At 37.4% G+C, this 17,009-nt stretch carries 16 protein-coding genes; 1 reads left to right on the plus strand and 15 read right to left on the minus strand.

Features of this window, described 5'->3' with window-relative positions:
• Positions 1 to 43: 43 nt before the first annotated feature.
• From H4J57_RS02710 to H4J57_RS02735, 6 genes are all read right to left on the minus strand, one after another.
• Positions 44 to 673 (minus strand): DUF2057 family protein, encoded by a 630-nt coding sequence (locus H4J57_RS02710; protein ID WP_182241879.1) that lies wholly within the window; start codon positions 671 to 673, stop codon positions 44 to 46.
• A gap of 111 nt (positions 674 to 784) precedes the next feature.
• On the minus strand, positions 785 to 1,681 hold the full coding sequence (locus tag H4J57_RS02715; protein ID WP_259366775.1) for an FAD:protein FMN transferase: 897 nt from the start codon (positions 1,679 to 1,681) through the stop codon (positions 785 to 787).
• Positions 1,682 to 1,760: 79 nt separating this feature from the next.
• Positions 1,761 to 3,086 (minus strand): DUF3570 domain-containing protein, encoded by a 1,326-nt coding sequence (locus H4J57_RS02720; protein ID WP_182241880.1) that lies wholly within the window; start codon positions 3,084 to 3,086, stop codon positions 1,761 to 1,763.
• Positions 3,077 to 3,301 carry a DUF4266 domain-containing protein gene (locus tag H4J57_RS02725; protein WP_070376578.1) on the minus strand — a complete coding sequence of 75 codons (225 nt, stop codon included), beginning with the start codon at positions 3,299 to 3,301 and terminating at the stop codon, positions 3,077 to 3,079. Before H4J57_RS02725 ends, H4J57_RS02720 begins: the two co-directional genes overlap by 10 nt.
• A gap of 133 nt (positions 3,302 to 3,434) precedes the next feature.
• Positions 3,435 to 3,860 carry a TlpA disulfide reductase family protein gene (locus tag H4J57_RS19925; protein ID WP_310733695.1) on the minus strand — a complete coding sequence of 142 codons (426 nt, stop codon included), beginning with the start codon at positions 3,858 to 3,860 and terminating at the stop codon, positions 3,435 to 3,437.
• 93 nt (positions 3,861 to 3,953) lie between these two features.
• Positions 3,954 to 4,634 carry a glutathione S-transferase gene (locus H4J57_RS02735; RefSeq protein WP_182221712.1) on the minus strand — a complete coding sequence of 227 codons (681 nt, stop codon included), beginning with the start codon at positions 4,632 to 4,634 and terminating at the stop codon, positions 3,954 to 3,956.
• Between the two features lie 111 nt (positions 4,635 to 4,745).
• Between H4J57_RS02735 and H4J57_RS02740 the strand changes: the two genes are divergently transcribed.
• On the plus strand, positions 4,746 to 7,058 hold the full coding sequence (locus H4J57_RS02740) for a peptidase U32 family protein (RefSeq protein ID WP_182241881.1): 2,313 nt from the start codon (positions 4,746 to 4,748) through the stop codon (positions 7,056 to 7,058).
• Positions 7,059 to 7,160: 102 nt separating this feature from the next.
• Here the strand turns inward: H4J57_RS02740 and H4J57_RS02745 are convergent, their stop codons facing one another.
• From H4J57_RS02745 to H4J57_RS02785, 9 genes are all read right to left on the minus strand, one after another.
• Positions 7,161 to 7,808 carry an RDD family protein gene (locus H4J57_RS02745; protein WP_182241882.1) on the minus strand — a complete coding sequence of 216 codons (648 nt, stop codon included), beginning with the start codon at positions 7,806 to 7,808 and terminating at the stop codon, positions 7,161 to 7,163.
• Between the two features lie 18 nt (positions 7,809 to 7,826).
• Positions 7,827 to 8,366 (minus strand): DUF924 family protein, encoded by a 540-nt coding sequence (locus tag H4J57_RS02750; protein ID WP_182241883.1) that lies wholly within the window; start codon positions 8,364 to 8,366, stop codon positions 7,827 to 7,829.
• 45 nt (positions 8,367 to 8,411) lie between these two features.
• A complete protein-coding gene (locus H4J57_RS02755; RefSeq protein ID WP_182241884.1) occupies positions 8,412 to 8,663 on the minus strand; it encodes a hypothetical protein in 252 nt (83 codons plus the stop codon).
• Positions 8,664 to 8,683: 20 nt separating this feature from the next.
• Positions 8,684 to 8,941 (minus strand): DUF2999 family protein, encoded by a 258-nt coding sequence (locus H4J57_RS02760; RefSeq protein ID WP_182241885.1) that lies wholly within the window; start codon positions 8,939 to 8,941, stop codon positions 8,684 to 8,686.
• 167 nt (positions 8,942 to 9,108) lie between these two features.
• Positions 9,109 to 10,023: a hypothetical protein gene (locus tag H4J57_RS02765; protein ID WP_182214193.1), complete on the minus strand. Its 915-nt coding sequence runs from the start codon at positions 10,021 to 10,023 to the stop codon at positions 9,109 to 9,111.
• A gap of 242 nt (positions 10,024 to 10,265) precedes the next feature.
• Entirely contained in the window at positions 10,266 to 10,727 is a 462-nt protein-coding gene (locus tag H4J57_RS02770; protein WP_182241886.1) for a nuclear transport factor 2 family protein, read from the minus strand.
• A 180-nt stretch (positions 10,728 to 10,907) separates the two neighbouring features.
• On the minus strand, positions 10,908 to 13,577 hold the full coding sequence (locus H4J57_RS02775) for an EAL domain-containing protein (RefSeq protein ID WP_310733696.1): 2,670 nt from the start codon (positions 13,575 to 13,577) through the stop codon (positions 10,908 to 10,910).
• A 345-nt stretch (positions 13,578 to 13,922) separates the two neighbouring features.
• Positions 13,923 to 15,242 (minus strand): DEAD/DEAH box helicase, encoded by a 1,320-nt coding sequence (locus H4J57_RS02780; RefSeq protein WP_182241888.1) that lies wholly within the window; start codon positions 15,240 to 15,242, stop codon positions 13,923 to 13,925.
• A gap of 171 nt (positions 15,243 to 15,413) precedes the next feature.
• Positions 15,414 to 16,688, minus strand: coding sequence for a S8 family serine peptidase (locus H4J57_RS02785; RefSeq protein WP_182214186.1), 1,275 nt, complete (start codon positions 16,686 to 16,688; stop codon positions 15,414 to 15,416).
• Between the last annotated feature and the right edge of the window lie 321 nt (positions 16,689 to 17,009).

Below are 17,009 nucleotides of genomic sequence, written 5' to 3' on the forward strand. Positions count from 1 at the left end.
ACCCCCAATAGTGAGTTGTTTGTAAAAAGGTACATTAACTATTTTACTTCTGTTGAATAGATTCAACAAATCGTTTTTGTTGTTCTTTATTTGCTTTATGCCACCAAAACTTTAATTTATTTAAAGCATCGTCTGATTTGTTAATATCGCTATTTTGTTTGTTATTTTCAGGCGTTTTAGCCAGCTGCTTTTGATGCTCAGCTATTTTTTTAAAGGCTAAACCCGCTTCAAATTCAGTTAAACTTTGATTAAGCACAAATATAGCATCTTGTTGAACTGAGTTTTCATTAAGAGACTTTATTTCAATTGTCGGGGATTGGGAAAATTCACGTGCGTTAAGGCTGTCAGATATAACGGGCGTGACCATAATGTACTTCTGGTGGACGGTTTCTTTTAAAGTAAATAAAATAACTTGGGGAGCAGACTTTATCGTTACGTGGTCGTCGTCATCATAATTTTCAAAAAGCTCGCTATATTGCACGATTAAAATATTTTCACCGCGCTTTATATCAACGACAGTATTTCGGCTAAAGAAATCACTACTTGCCTTTTCACCATTAACTTTTATCAATTTATAAACATCAGGCACCACCAATTGTGCAGCAACAGCATCGTTGACATTTATAAAACAAAAAAATAAACAAGCTAATAAATTAAAAGACCAAGGTGTCATCAGTAAAACCTGCACAAAAAGAATTAACGAAAGCTTAGCTTATCGTTAATTCGTACTATTTGCGATTTAACTTATGATAAATTCTGTTATTAATCAGCGTATTTGAAATAACTAACGAATAGCCCAGTGCTTGATGTCTTGTTCGGTTAAAAACTGTTCTGCATTTTTGCCCTGCATTTGAGCTAACGTTGCCAATATACCCGCTTGAATGCATTGTGGTGCTGAAACAGTCATTGACCGCGGTGCATGCTCAATTGGCCAACCCGTTTTAGCATTTAGAATATGGCTGTAACGTTGACCGTTTTTCTCTAAAAAGCGCTTTGCATCGCCACTCGTTGCCAGTGCACCTTTAAATAATGAGACGACTATGGTTTTTTTGTCGACAAAGCCAGGGTGCTCTACTCCAACTTGCCAAGGTTGACCATTTTTTCTTGATGAATTTGTCGCTAAATCGCCACCTAAATTCACCAATACTGGTTGTTGTGTTAATAAATTTATTAAGACTATGGCGCGATCAACCGCATACTCTTTACCAATACCACCGAAATCAATTTCCATATTTATCGGTAAAGTCACTTGGCGATTATCGTATTTTATTTTATGCCAACCAACATTCTCCATGGCCTTTTTAACCGCCAGCGAAGTAGGAATATTGTCAGAGCAATCAAAACACCAGACTTTTCTTAGCACGCCTGAGGTTATATCAAATATCCCATCGCTAAGTTGGTAACAAGTATCGGCAAAGTTTAATAAAGCAAAAGTCTCATCGTCAATAGCGATGGGCTTACCCTGACTTTGATTTATCTGGCTACAAAGGCTATCGGAGTTGTAACGGCTATACTTGTCTTCGATGCGCCAAACTTCTGTACTAACTTGTTCACCAAGCTGTTTGGCAAGCGCGGGATCAGAGGTTTCAATAATCACCTCACACGGACTGGCCATAGCATCAAATTGAATACAGAATCCGTCTGAGCGCTTAGCCAGTTTTATTTCTCTAAGTTTATTCAATTGTCACCTTGATAAAAAGATAAAGCCCCTATTTATGTAATTAAATAAGGGCTTGTATTATTTAGATTATTACTACACTTTAGAACGAATAGCTAACCTGCGCAATTATTGCATCAATGCTTTCATATATATCTATGTTAGCTAAAGCACTAGGCACTTTATGTCCGGCACTTTTTGGGTCTTGGCGATAATATTCAAGTCTAAAAGACAAATCATTACCATCTGCTAACTTCATACCATATTTTAAACCAACCGTATAAGCGGTCATTTCACCAATGCGGTAATCGGCACTGGCAAACTCAGGTGTTGCATCATCTTCCATTAAGAAAGGTTGATAAAATTGGGCTGCGCCTTGTTGATAAAAACGTAAATGTGGCTCTAAATAGCTACCGTTACCTAACGGAATATAAAAGCGAGTATCTACCGTATGAGACTTTATATCCCAGTCATCCCACATATAACGATATGACACATCTAAAATAGTTTCATCAAAATTATATTTTGTTTGTGCAAAAACACTTTGTTTGGTCCGCTCATTTGGGCGATTCTCATATAAATAGTCTTGTGCAAGACCTTCGTTATTTAACAAACTTAAGACTTTAAAAGGGTCCGTTAAATAGCCATCAACAACCGAATAGGAATAATTAAACTGTGTGACCATACGTCTATTAATGACTTGGGTAAAACCTACCATAATATCCGAGGTGGTTTTATCATCATCACTGCCCATTCTAGTGGTATCATGAGCACTTTCATCTTCACTGTCATTATAAGCTAACGCCATAGAAGCAAAAGGCTTAGGTAAGCCCCCTTCTGGTGTAAAGGTGTCTTGAAAATGACTTAAGCCGAAAGAGATAGTCGAGTTCTTCTTATTAAAGTCATAAGCAATATTGCCATTTACCCCTAAAGATAAGTAATCATATTCTTTTGAAAGATGCCCACCGACACTGCCTGTAAAATTCGGCGCGAGTGCTTGCGTCCACTGAGCATTCAGCTGTACACGCGTATCATGAAAAGTGTCATCAAGGGGTGTTTCACCTGCTTTAACTTGATAATCTCCTTTACCCGAGGGTCTGGTAAACGTTTGAACATCGGGCTGAGCAACGGCACCATTGGCAGAAGCCCCCGTTAATGCATCAACCGTTAACTTCAAGTTTAAAATACTATCGTCGCTGTAAGTTTTTTTAGCATTAAAAACAGCTTCTGCTGCTGAAACACGATCAGCCTCACTATAATATAAAAACGCGGAGTCAAAAGACCAAGTATCTTTATCTGCTGCTACTGATGTTGGGGCAGCACTAACTTGAACACTGCCTAACAAAGCGGTAGTTGCTAAAGTTAACGCAGCCTTGAGGTTCTTTTTATTGATGGTTTTTTTCGATTTACTCTCGTTAATTAATTGCATCCACAACCTCCTCCACCGAAGCTTTTACCGCCGCTTGACGCTTCTTTGCTGAAATAAATATGATCATCAAGTGCCGAATCAATTGGCGAAGATGTTAAGGCCATCTGCTCTTTTGCTAACAAATCACGTTCCCAAGGTTCGACACCTAAACTTGAGCAACCTGATGCTAAAGTTACCGCAGCAAAAACCAGTGAATATTTAAATTTATTGTTCATTGAAAACCTCATTATTCTCTTTAGATTATTCGTTAGAGAGCAAGTAACTGTTGAATTTCTTGTTCGTATTGTGAAACTTTGTTGGTAAAAAAACCACTATGTGCGTATTTAATCTCACCTAACTTGTTGATGATCAAACTACTGGGCATCCCCGAATTTTAAAAAAGCGCGCGAGCTCACCTTTAGGATCATAAATTACCGCAAAGTTTGCTGGGTTCTCTTGTAAAAATTCAGCGGCTAATGTTTGTTCTGTATCGAGATTGATGCTAATAACAGTAAAGCCTTGTGCTTGATGCTCATTCTGCATTTTATTCATCCACGGGAATGATTTACGACAAGGACCGCACCAAGACGCCCAAAAATCTACATAAATGACATCACCATGGTGTTGAGCTATTAGGGCATCTAATTGCATTTTAGTTGAACTTTCAGATAGATTATTCGCTTGGGCATGACTCAGTAATGCTAAAGACGTTAGCATCAAAAGTAAAAAATATTGCAATCTTTTAATAACCAAACTTGCTGTTAGATAAGGATGTTGTGCGTTGAGTATGTTCACTGAAATACCATCAAGAAATATAATTGACGCTATCTTAGTTAAGTTTCCTTAAGGAAAGCTTAAGAAAACTTAAACAAACTGAATAATGACTTTTTAACGGTCGTCGCCAAAAGTTATCACCGCTTTATTTTCCAACCATAAGGGGTATTGGGTCATCACTTTACTGAACATCCGGCTTTGTAAATAGTTATTTAGCCATGCCCTAAGTTTCGGATACGGTGAATGTAAATACCATTGCCGCTCGACTTTTGAAAACTTACGAATAAAAGGCAATAAAGCGATATCGGCCAAACTGTTTTTGTCTGACATAAGAAATTCAGTGAGTTGTAGACGTTGCTCTAAATCGGCTATGTATTTTTCACACGCAGCTCTGTCACTGGCCAGTGAAGTTTCATGATAACGTTTTGCACACTGATATTTATCAAAACATTGTTTAAATTCATCATCAAATGTTGAAATTAACGATAACATTTCTGGTAATAAATCAGGTGTATCACTATGCAGAAGATTATCGGGATCGCTTTTATCTAATGCCCACAGCATAACCTCCAGACTTTCTTCAATCACCCGCGGCTCTCCCGTATCAAGTTCGGTGACTAAAACTGGGACCGTGCCTTTTGGTGATACCGCAATCATTTCATCGGGTTTATCGGTTAATACCAGGTCACGTAATGCAACTGTCTGTTTTGCATAATATATTGCGATTCTTGCGCGCATTGCATAAGGACAGTTTCTTAAGGAATAGAGTACAGGTAACGACGAGTTTGGCTTCATGGGCGTTTATTTATAGAAAATATAAAATAATAAGTTACTTTAACGGTATTCATTAAGGAAATATATCGGTAAAATCGCCACCTTTAAATTTAAGTGAAAATAAGTGACCCCATGGATCAAAAAATAGAGTTATTAGCACCCGGCGGTGATGTCGAAGCAATTAAAGCAGCGATTATTGCTGGAGCCGATGCCGTTTACTGTGGCCTAGATACTTTTAACGCCCGTAATCGTGCGACTAATATCTCCTTTGATCAACTTGTTGGCGTTATTCGTTTAGCTCATCAGTATCAATGTGAAATATTTTTAACCTTGAATGTGGTGATCTTAGAGCGTGAATTTGCTTCACTGGCTAAATTATTAACTAAACTTGCCAACACCACACTTGATGGTGTTATCGTGCAAGATATTGGCATGTTCTATCTGCTTACCCAGCATTTTCCAACCTTAGATATTCACGCATCAACGCAATTAACCACCCATAACGTTGGTCAAATACCTTTTTTGAAAAAACTCGGTGCATCACGAGTGAATTTATCAAGAGAGCTAGATTTACGTGAAATTACCGCAATGGCAGCAGCGGGTAAAGCGCACGATACCTTAACAGAAGTTTTTGTACATGGTTCACTCTGTGTTGCTTTCTCTGGTCTTTGTTATTCAACATCAGCAAGTGTTGGCAATTCAGGAAATCGCGGTCGTTGTAGCCAAGCTTGTCGTGAAGAATATGAACCAACAGCAACCGGTAATAAATTCCCGTTAAATATAAAAGATAACTCGGCTTTTTTTGATTTACCTGCGCTTATCGAAGCGGGTGTGCATTCCTTTAAAATTGAAGGACGTATAAAAGGTGCCAGCTACGTTCATACTGTTGTTGATAGCTTTCGTAAACAAATTGATGGTTTCCTTAAAACAGGTGAATTACTCGAAGATGGTGAACGCCTTTATAAAGTTTTTAACCGCGACTTCTCCAACGCCTTTTTACGTGGTGATTTAAATCAGTCAATGTTTATTGAAAACCCACGGGATAACTCTAAATACCATGCTGTTGATAAAAGCAATGCGATATCAGTTGTACAAATTCAAGAAGTTGAACAAAAACTTAATGATGAAAAACAGCTAATCAATGCCTCTGTTGACGATAAAATAAAACATTTAACCATTGGCAAGATACCGCTAACACTGGCTATTTCAGGTTCATTAGATCAACCACTTACCTTGACCGTAACGACAAAAGAACTTTCTCAACAGCAAGCTTTTGTTGATGCTAAAGACAGCGAGAAAGGGCTTGAGGTTAAAAGTTACGCGCTTAAGTCACAAAGCAACTTAGTAAAAAGTGGCAAACTGAGTATTGACAGAGAAACCCTTGAAAAGCGTTTTAAAAGCTTTAACAATGCCCATTTCGATTTGATTGAAATAATAACCGATGACTTTGAAGATGGCTTAAGCATTCCTTTTAAAGAATTAACGGTATTAAAAAATGAAGCCGCCTTTTTGTTGAATAACTCTAAAGCTGTGTTACCTGAGGTTCAATTACCTAAGTTAGCCAATCACCCTAAACATACCCCAACTGGTGATGCAAAAGCCGAGCTATCAATTCTTATTTGTGATGAAAGTGATGTTGAATTAGCAAAATTAACTTCGGCAGATATTTACTTTAAATTACCCGATGCATATAAACGCGGTTGTACTAAGTATGTCGGTTTTCTTAAAGAAAACCCTCGCTTGATCCCTTGGTTTCCTTCAGTATTAATTGGCAAAGATTACGACGTCGCGGTCAATATTTTACAACAAGTAAAACCACAACTGATTGTAACCAATAACACGGGTATCGCTTATGAAGCGAACCGTTTGGGGATTCAGTGGATAGCAGGGCCTTTCTTAAATACGACTAACTCTTACGCTTTACTTGCAATGCAAGAAGGTTTTGATTGTAAAGGTGCGTTTATTTCTAACGAAATAAACCGTCAACAAATTAGAAATATTGCTCGTCCGGAAAACTTCAAACTTTTCTACAGTATTTACCACCCTATTTTATTGATGGCCAGCCGACAATGTTTCTTCCAACAAAGTGTTGGCTGTGAAAAGCCACGCATTGATAACGGCTGTATGCTGTCGTGTGATAAATCAACCAGTATCACTAACTTGAAAGGTGTTTCGTTTGCTATCGATAAACAAAAAGCCGGCTATCCAAGTATTTATAATCAAGACCAGTTTTTAAATACTGAAATTATTGAAGACCTAAGTGATTTATTTGATGGCTTTATGATTGATCTGACTAACATTGGCTCAGGTGATAAAGAAACACCAGACAAAGCGTTATTAATTAGTCAATTTGAAGCATTACTTAACGGTAATATTAACGTACCTGAGACACTTAATATCATGGTACCTGAATCAACGAACAGCCAATATCATAACGGCTTATAAGATAATGGTGAGCAGATAATACCAAAACGATGCTTATAAAATGACTGCATGTTTATCACCAGACTAAGTCAGTAAACATGCAGGTTTTATCATTAAATAAGTTTAGTTGTTGGTATAACAGACTTTTGTTTTTGCGACATAATCATGTAGACAACGCTTTTCTTTCCCAAAGATAAAGAGTGGATTAACCAGGCCTGAAATAATTTGACCACCAAAAGGAACAAGAGAAAGTAGTTGCATCGGTATCATCCGCTTAACGTAAATTGTCGTTAAACTTGCCTTACTGTCATCTAAATTTTCAATTCGAATAGACATGAAATTCTTACCTATGGTTTGTCCATAATGGTAAAGCAGGTAACCATGTAAGACAAGGCCAGCAATAAGTCCATAAGCGAGTAACATCACTGTTAAAGAAAAAGTGGGTTCCGCTAATTTATCAAAACCGACAGTGATAAAAATAGGTACAGCAGCAAATATACCAATAAGACCATCAATTAATGCCGCATAAAAACGGTCTAAACGTGTTGCTTTTTCACCCACTCTTTTCACATTTTGTTCTATCGCCGGTTCAGCGACAGTTTGCTCGACTGTTACAGCTACAGGTGCGGGTGCGGGTTCAACAACTGTTTTCTCAACTATTAACTTATTAATTTCTGCAGCTCGTTCTGGGTATTGCTCACTGTCGATTTGTTCTGCTGCTGAGTATAATTCTTCTAAGGTATATGACGTAAAATCGATTATTGGATCCATGTAGACTATGCTTCCTTTTTAAAAAGATGAATTGGCTTGTGTTAAGAACTCATGTTCTTCTTGACTAGACTTCCTGTTAAGGATTTTATTGCGATGCGGATAACGGCCAAATTTTTCAATGATTATTTTATGTTTATTTTCAAAATCAATACTTGAAGCAACGCCATTATCGACAAAGAGCTTAACAGCGATATCATGTATCATTAATGACTCACTATGCATAAACGGCATATACAAAAAATTTCTTTCTAGATGATTTAACTCTTGATCAGCGCCAACGGCTATCGCTTCTTGAGCAAGCGCTAAAGCTAAAGGGTCACAGGCAAAAGCAACTGGCGTATCACGATACATATTTCTAGAGAACTGATCTAGAATAATAATTTCAGCAAGTCGCCCTTTAGCTGTAAGTCGCCATTTGAATAACTCACCACTATTTGCTGCCAGATGCACAGCCGAAAACTTGCTAATAATACACTGATCAAACGCGAGGTCTTTTAGCCACCACTGTGATTGATCAATTTCTTTAAACCAAAAATTTAAAACGTCATCTGCATTCATTTACCCAACCTCCATCGCTGTAATCAATCTATCGGCTAAGTACTTTTATTTATACGTCACTTTGCCACCAATCATTTTAAAGGCTGGCGTACCCCGAATTAACGTCTCCCGAGCAAAGACACTGGCACAGCTTGGGCACACACAGGGTGTCATGGTAAAATTTTTAACTATCCGAGCTTTAAAACATTTAACTAATGCCCCTTTACCGCCTTTTTTGTATTTATACAGAGGTGCTCGACACTTACTGCAATAAATATCAACAGACTTTTCAGGGGCTTTTTTATTGGGCTTAGCCATCAATAACAGTTAATAAACTATTATTTATTTTCTTTAAGTTTAGCTTTAGCCGCTTCAACTTTAGCAAAATCTAAACCTAGCTCTTCTACCGCTTCTTTAATGAGTTCTGGGCTAGACATGACCATCATCATAATCGATTGCAACTTCTCCGGTGGTAAACCCAATGCCTGAATATTCATCATCGCCATCATTGGATTTTCAGTGAGTACTTGAAAAAGTTCTTTAATTTTTTCTTCACTGACATTTAATTCTTTTAGTGCCTGAATAATAGGATTCATTACCTTTCCTTAAAACATAAAACTTAGCTAAACAGCATTGTCGCTATTTCAACTGACATTTACCAATCTAATTTTCTCATTCATTGACGCTATTTTCAGTAAATGTTATTTACCTAGCGACTCGATGATTAAAAAACAGCAAAAATTGATAACAATATTTAAATAGCTCACTCCTGGAGTGAGTGAACGGGAATTTTTCTTTGTTTATCAAGTTTAATTAAGTAAGCATTTCTGCCAATACCCATAAATTCTTCGTCCGTATAAACAACGGTATTATCATCAAAAAAAGTCACTGACTCTTTTTGGGTAATAGTCCCTAGATTAATTTCATAAGCATCGCCTGAAAAAAAGTCATCACCTTGCCAATTTTCAAATAGCCACAACCTTTGTGAGTCTAATAACACCAGTTTCTTTTTATTGGGGCTTAACGCCGCAGAAGTTATCCAACAGAGTTTTTCATGATGCGTACAAGTCGTGAAAGAGCTGAGTTTTGTCGCCTGATGATTAGCCGCATAAGCCCCTATTCGGTACAAATTAGTTTCGCCGTCAAATGGCACGGATCTGTTCTTTGTAAACAAGTACAATTTCTTTTTGTAAAAAACAAAAGCTTCTAGATCATATTTTTTCTGATGTTCTTTTGGCGGATAACTATTTTGCTCTGGATACATAAATTTAATTATCTCAGCGCTAGTACTATCCCCTTTAATATCAATGGGGTTTTCTATTTTATAGATAGTTAGCCATTTTCGCTTATTGTCGTTATTGCCAAAATCACCTAAAAAGAAATGGCCGAAATCGTCTTGGGTCATATCTTCCCAATCAATATTTTTAGCATTAGTGATCAACACTGTTTTACTTATTTTACCATCGGCTTCAACCCGGTATAAATTCGGCTTATCACCACCATCATTTATTGCCCAAAGTTTACCTTTTTTATCAAATTCAATACCCGAAACTTCCGTGAGCCTCTCATCCATTGAAACCAGTTTATTGTTATAATGATGTTTAATTGATGAACCCAGCGCAATAAAAATAAACAATGATAAAAATGTAGTTAACCAACGTAGGTTTTTCTTGAGCATAGGGTTTTTAATTTTCCGAAAATACTAATCAAGGAATTAAAATAAAGACTTATTTTAATTCAAAAGAAAATGGATAAAGTTTAAGGAGATCACTTTGAATGTTCAAGATCAGCTGCCAGTCGAATTTTTCGACGCTATTATAAACTGTTTTAGCGCTTTTAGGAAAAGACAGTTTGTCGCGACTGCAGGTCATTATTTTTCAATTTCAATACTTAGTCACATCTGAATCTGTTGTTCGCAGGTTAATCAACATATTCAGACAATAAAATATCTTTAGGAATACTCTCAGCTTTTATTCGCGTTGAATGCAGCATTTGCATTTTCCATTGCCCCGCCACTTTCACCATGACGGCACTTTCTAACCAAGCTACAGTACTTTCTTCCTTGCCATTATTGAAAGTTGCTTTATTCCAATAACTCACCCATGCAACATCACTATAAATCCTTGTTTTAATGACACTAAAATAGTTTCTTCGCTTATACTCTGAGGGTTTAACAACGTTAATCAGGTCGGTTAAGCTCCAATCTTCGCCAGCTTCTAACAACTGAAAGTCGTCAGTGACCACGGCTTTCATTTTAAGATGGTCTGCTGCTGACATCGCAGAAAATAGTGCTTCAACCGGTCTAAAAACGGCTTCATTGGCCAATGAATTAACGCTTACTGATAAAGTAAGAATAAGAATAAGTAAATTTTTATTGTTCATGGTTTTCCCTAGTAATCAGTTATTTTATAATTATGCCTAGCTAAATTGATAGACATTTTGTTAATAGACTTTATGGCAAAAACCTAAACTCTGATTATCTTTGAGTGATAGTTTTTAATAAAAATTAACCATTACGAACTAAGATAAGTTTTTATTACCATTACCTTGCACGCTTGATTGCTAAACATTGTCGTTGAGATACGCAATAAAGGCGTGTTCTTCAAGTGGGCGACTAAAAAAATATCCTTGAATATAATCGCATTGATGCTTAGTTAATAATTGACACTGAGCAAGATCTTCAACCCCTTCGGCAACCACTTTTAAACCTAGACTTTTTGCCATCGACAAGATAGCGCAAGCCAAAGCTTCATCTTCAGCATTAAAGGAAATATCTTTAATAAAAGCGCGGTCTATTTTTAATATGCTAATAGGAAACCGCTTTAAGTAGCTAAGTGACGAATAACCGGTACCAAAGTCATCAATCGACAGTTCTATACCCATAGCTCTTATAGCTGATAACTGAATTAGGGTTTGATCATCTTCTTGAATTAATAAACTTTCAGTCATTTCAAGGATCAGTGAATCTGGAGGAAGTTGTGTTTTTTCTAAGATAGCTTCAAGTTTGCTGATAAAATCCTGACGTTGAAACTGCACACTCGAGATATTAACTGATATCTTTGGCGCAAGGTCAAATTGGCTTTGCCAGCATTTAGCTTGTTTACAAGCTTCTTCTAAGACCCAATCTCCAATTTCAGTAATAAAACCAATATCTTCTGCTAATGCAATAAAATCAACCGGTGGAACCAAGCCTTTTATTGGGTGTAGCCATCTAACTAAGGCCTCGGCAGAAACAACTTTATTACTACTAACTTGATGGATAGGTTGATAATGTAAAATCAACTCATTGTTGATAATAACCTTGCGTAATTCAACTTCTAGGTGCCTTCGTTGTTGGGCTTTAATGTCCATTTCTTTGGTAAAAAATTGCACATTATTTTTACCCTTTTCTTTGGCTTTATACATAGCGCTATCAGCTTTACTCAATAGCTCTTCATAGGTACTGCCATCATCTGGAAATATTGATATACCTATGCTTGCGGTAATATAAGCTTCTATTTCTATTAAATGAAATGGTTTGGCTATTTTATCAAGTATCTGGCTGGCAATTTTTTCAAAACTAAAGACATCATTGTCACCCGACAAAATTATTGCAAATTCATCACCACTCAAACGACTGACCGTATCGGCCTTTCTCACTGACTCTTTGATACGCTCTGTGGTTAATTTTAACAGCATATCTCCCTTAGCGTGGCCAAAGGTATCATTAACATTCTTAAAGCCATCTAAATCAATAAAAAATATCGCAACTCTATTATTGTCCCGTTGGGCAAGTTCCAAAGTATGCTCAAACCTGTCGACAAACAGATTTCTATTGGCGAGTCCGGTCAATGAATCGTAATTAGCTTGGCGATAAATTTTATCTTCGGCCTTTTTACGTTTAGTAATATCACTAAATAATGAAACATAAGACTCTAATTGCCCAAACTCATCTCTCAAAGCAGTAACAGATAACCATTCATAAAACACCTCACCATTTTTACGTCGATTGCAGATTTCACCTTGCCACTGCCCCAAGCTTTCCAAATCTGCCGCCATGCGCTGATAAAATTCTGTATCATGATGACCAGAGCTTAACAATGTGGGGTTTTTACCTAAGACTTCTTTTTCCTCATAGCCAGTAATTAATATAAACGCTTGATTAACCGCAACAATATTATTATCAATGTCGATAACCATAACAGCCTCTGTTGCGGTTTTAAATACCGTTGAAGCGAGTCTCAACTGTTTTTCATCTTGCTTAATTTGGGTAATATCTTCTTTAATTCCTACATAACTGGTGATTCTATTTTTAGCATCTTTGAGGGGATATACATTGGCTTTCTCCCAAAAATTATCACCATTTTTTCGCTGATTATAAAACTCCCCGATCCAGTGTTTACCTGATGTTATTGTTGCCCATAAATTCTCATAGAGCGGAGATTGATGAAAACCAGATTTAAGAATATTTGTTTTTTGACCGATCACTTCTGTTGCTTGAAATCCAGAACTTTTAACAAATTCCTTATTAACATAAGTGATAATACCATTAAGGTCTGTGGTTTGAATTGAGACCGGGCTTTGCTCTACAATCTGAGCAATTAATGAACGCTGAGCTTCAGCTTCATTTTTTCGTTTTAACATAAAAAGTAAAAACAGACTCAAGGTCGATAATAACAAGAGACCTATCACTAATAGTTGTATTAAGTTTTTTTTAGTTTTATCGATTTCATTAACTTGCTTGTCGACCAAGCTCTCTAAATTACTTTGATAATGCCAAAGCGCCTGCTGATATTCCCTTTCTGATGTCACATCTTGGATAATGGAAAAGAGCACAGCTTTATTATTATAAGTTATCGGAATAGAATGTGACGACACGGTTTTGATGTCACCATTACTGGTTTTATGTCTAAAAATAAAATAATTTCTATCTTCTGATTTAGCTAAGGCTCTTTCTGAAGCGACTTGCTCTGCACTCAACAGGTTAATATCTTGAATAGTTAGTGACTCAAGTTTTTTTTCTGCGAACCCATAGAAGTGTTGAGCGGCTGAATTAGCCTGAAGAATATTACCAGTTTTAGGTTCAATGATTAACATAACTGCGCTATGTCTTTCAAAAATAGCGCTAAAATCACTCTTTGAAAAAGTATCATTTGAAAATAATAACAGCATAACAAAAGCGCAAAGATACCGATATTTTTTGAACGAAACCTTGATCGCCTTTAGCAGGCAGAAGCGCTTAACATTGAACATATGATCCTATTATACTTAAAAAGAAGGTTAAATTTTATTCAAGTAAAAACTGCATTAAGATAGTTCGTTAAATTAACTTAATTCCATTTAATACTAAGATAGTAACATAGGGTGAGATTAATAACAGGAAGTCAAAAAGGGTATAGAAGATCAAAGGTGACACTTTATAATTTAGCGATTATTGACCGTCAATAAAAGTGCATTAGCACTTATTCTATTGGGCTAAATCTTGCTAAAACACCATAAAAAAACACCAAGCCAATAAATGACTGATGTTTTTATTTACTAAGTAAGACATTAGCTCATTAGGCTGAATATACATTCAGCCGCTTAGTTTAATCACTGTTATTGTGTGTCGCTATAACCGGCCCAAATATCAGCGTTTATGGTATTCACCGCCCCTTTCTTTTTACGCTTTTTCTTTCCTGTGCCTTCAGGCTTTGCCATGGGTTTCTCTGCAGCCGTAATTGAATAATTACTGACTTCATCGGCTTCAAAACCTTTGACTTGCTCACGTTCAAGACGAATTTTATTTTTCTTTTCGATGATACTAAAGTGATGAAAGTCTTCATGGTCAATCAATGATAAAGCTAAACCTACTTCACCAGCACGGCCACTTCGACCAATACGATGCATGTAGTCTGATGGACTTCTCGGTAAATTGAAATTAATAACCACCGGCAGTTTTTCAATGTCTAGTCCGCGAGCGGCTATATCTGTGGCAATGAGCACGTCAATCTCGCCAGCTTTAAAACCATCAAGCACCCTACTTCGTTCGCCTTGACCTTTATCACCATGAAACACTGCCGCGGTAATACCACGTTTAGCAAGTTTTTCAGCTAAATGCTCACAGTGGTGTTTAGCATTAACAAAGATGAGCGCTTGTCGCCATTCATTTTCTGCAATTAAATGTGCTAACACTGCGGTTTTTTCGCCTTTATTAACGCTAAAGACACGCTGGACTAGCGTACTTGCATCAGCACTTTGAACTTGTATCTCGATCGGGTTGTTAAGTAATTCTTGGGTTAACGCTTTTACTTGTTCGGGAAAGGTTGCTGAAAATAATAATATTTGTTTTTTCTTCGGTAATAAGGCTAACAGTGCAGATAACTCTTCGGTAAAACCTAAGCTTAACATCCTATCGGCTTCATCAAGGACTAAGGTCTTAACCAAATCAAGCTTAATGGCATTACTTGAAATTAAATCGAGTAATCGACCCGGGGTTGCCACCAGAATATCGGCGCCACCTCGTAATGCCAACATTTGTGTATTCACAGATACACCACCAAAAACAGCAACCGTTTTTATCGCACCATTGAAATGCACGGCATAAGATTTAATGCTCTCTGCTACTTGTTTAGCAAGTTCACGCGTAGGTACTAAGATAAGCCCAGTAACATAATTCCCCTTGTTACTCTTGCTATTTGAGGCTGTATCAGTAGACAGTTGTAAAAAAATGTGCTGCAAAAGTGGTAATGCAAAGGTGGCTGTTTTACCTGAACCGGTATTTGCCCCTGCAATTAAGTCACGTCCTGCTAAAACACTTGGAATAGCTTGTGCCTGAATAGGCGTCGGCTGCAAATATTTGAGCTCAGTTAATCGAGCTAATAGGGGGGGAATAAGACCAAGTTCTGTAAACTGGGCTGGGGTTGAAATAGAGGTCATTAAGATAAAGGGCTCAAGGCTAAAATAAGTAAGTATATTTTAGCCTATTTTTGCCCCAGTAAGTTAATAAAATTGACTAACCCTAGTAGAAAGCCCTTAACTTGAATTAAATTCAAGTTAAGGGAACACCCTGACAAGATAGTTAAATTTTACTAATAACTCTTTACTTCTTTATTTAGATATTTCGGCGTTAAGAAAATCTTCTTGGTGAGGCTGACCCGTTGTATTAGTTAAATTAGCATTAGACTCACTGTTGTAAAGTAACCAATCTCTTGCTGCGCCAAAAGCGCTGCCATCAGGGTTTAGTGATATAGACTCCAAGTAAAGCGCTAAAACACCCGCAACATGTGGAGCGGCCATTGATGTGCCGCTCATCGTTGTTGTGCCACCGCCACTTTTAGTCGATAAAATATTAGCTCCAGGGGCTGCAATAGCTACTGGCGCAGATTGATGACTAGTCCAGCTAGCTGAGCCATTGCCCCAGTTAGAAAAGCCAGCCCAATCATCATTTATATCGGTTGCACTAACGGTTATCACCGCATCGTCATAAGCTGCTGGCGTTGAACCATAAGCATCTGCGCTGTCATTTCCTGCCGCCACAGCAAAAATAACCCCTTGATTTTTCGCATTACAGATAGCGCGATGAAAGTTATCATTACCAATAAAACCGTCATTGGTACAGGTACCTGTTTTAGAGCCATCACCGCCCAAGCTCATGTTAGCAACAACCGCTACGCCTAAAGATTCAGCCTGCTGTGTTACCCAATCAATACCAGCAATAACCCCAGAATTAGAGCCACTGCCAGCAGCATTTAATACTTTAACGGCATGTAAAGTAACGGCTGGTGCTACGCCAATAACATCAAGGTTATTATCTAATGCACCAATGGTGCCAGCAACATGGGTGCCATGGCCTTGATCATCATCCCAGTTATTTGAACAATCTAAACCAAGACACATTTCAACACTATAACCATTAGCGACATTACTAGCTAAATCTGGATGATCAGAATCTATACCCGTATCAATAACATAAACATGAACCCCCTGACCGGTGTTTTCATCGGTATTTGCCCCTATGCGACTAATTCCCCAAGGAGTTTCTTGCTGGCTAGTCTGGCAACCAAATAAGAAACTGCAGGCTGCCACTTGATTTGAAGTACTTTTTGTTGCGTGAACTCTGCCATCTTTTGAAACACTCAAAACACGTTGATCTTGACTTAGCTGGGCAAGTACTTTTGACGGAACCGTCGCAGAAAAACCAGTAAAAACATGGCTGTAAGTATATTTACTTGCTATAGCGTAATCGTCGATAAAGTCTGCAACACTGGCGATTTGATTAGCATCTAGGCTAACGATAATATTGCTAAGTGCGTTGTCTTCTGCAGCAATAGCTGGCAGTGCAATACAAGATGAAATCATTAAGCTTATTAATTTCTTTTTCATTTTTGGCTCCACATAGTATTAAGTTTCTCAAGTTACTCTAGGATAGAGCACTTAATTATTGTTTTTGGTACACATCTAAAAGTAAACGTGTTGTTACCAATGTAGAGTCTTGATACTGGTATGACCATCAGGGGAAACCCCTATTTTAATAATATTAACCCCTCACTGGAGGCATCGTCTTGTTAACAATCAAGTTAATATCGAAAAAAAACCGAGTAAATAAACACGGTTGTTAAAACGCCGCTAATAGTAAATGTTTAAGATTTAGCTGAGGAGCGTAAAAAGGTAGGATTTAATTATGATTTCAGTATTACTGATGTG

This window comes from Colwellia sp. BRX8-7 (assembly GCF_014077275.1).
Taxonomy (GTDB): Bacteria; Pseudomonadota; Gammaproteobacteria; order Enterobacterales; family Alteromonadaceae; genus Colwellia_A.

What these genes read in the sequence shown, in the direction of transcription:
- H4J57_RS02710 (WP_182241879.1), bottom strand. Translation starts at nt 673, where the DNA reads ATGACACCTTGGTCTTTTAATTTATTAGCTTGTTTATTTTTTTGTTTT.
- H4J57_RS02720 (WP_182241880.1), bottom strand. Translation starts at nt 3,086, where the DNA reads ATGCAATTAATTAACGAGAGTAAATCGAAAAAAACCATCAATAAAAAG.
- H4J57_RS02725 (WP_070376578.1), bottom strand. Translation starts at nt 3,301, where the DNA reads ATGAACAATAAATTTAAATATTCACTGGTTTTTGCTGCGGTAACTTTA.
- H4J57_RS02735 (WP_182221712.1), bottom strand. Translation starts at nt 4,634, where the DNA reads ATGAAGCCAAACTCGTCGTTACCTGTACTCTATTCCTTAAGAAACTGT.
- H4J57_RS02740 (WP_182241881.1), top strand. Translation starts at nt 4,746, where the DNA reads ATGGATCAAAAAATAGAGTTATTAGCACCCGGCGGTGATGTCGAAGCA.
- H4J57_RS02745 (WP_182241882.1), bottom strand. Translation starts at nt 7,808, where the DNA reads ATGGATCCAATAATCGATTTTACGTCATATACCTTAGAAGAATTATAC.
- H4J57_RS02750 (WP_182241883.1), bottom strand. Translation starts at nt 8,366, where the DNA reads ATGAATGCAGATGACGTTTTAAATTTTTGGTTTAAAGAAATTGATCAA.
- H4J57_RS02755 (WP_182241884.1), bottom strand. Translation starts at nt 8,663, where the DNA reads ATGGCTAAGCCCAATAAAAAAGCCCCTGAAAAGTCTGTTGATATTTAT.
- H4J57_RS02760 (WP_182241885.1), bottom strand. Translation starts at nt 8,941, where the DNA reads ATGAATCCTATTATTCAGGCACTAAAAGAATTAAATGTCAGTGAAGAA.
- H4J57_RS02765 (WP_182214193.1), bottom strand. Translation starts at nt 10,023, where the DNA reads ATGCTCAAGAAAAACCTACGTTGGTTAACTACATTTTTATCATTGTTT.
- H4J57_RS02770 (WP_182241886.1), bottom strand. Translation starts at nt 10,727, where the DNA reads ATGAACAATAAAAATTTACTTATTCTTATTCTTACTTTATCAGTAAGC.
- H4J57_RS02775 (WP_310733696.1), bottom strand. Translation starts at nt 13,577, where the DNA reads ATGTTCAATGTTAAGCGCTTCTGCCTGCTAAAGGCGATCAAGGTTTCG.
- H4J57_RS02780 (WP_182241888.1), bottom strand. Translation starts at nt 15,242, where the DNA reads ATGACCTCTATTTCAACCCCAGCCCAGTTTACAGAACTTGGTCTTATT.
- H4J57_RS02785 (WP_182214186.1), bottom strand. Translation starts at nt 16,688, where the DNA reads ATGAAAAAGAAATTAATAAGCTTAATGATTTCATCTTGTATTGCACTG.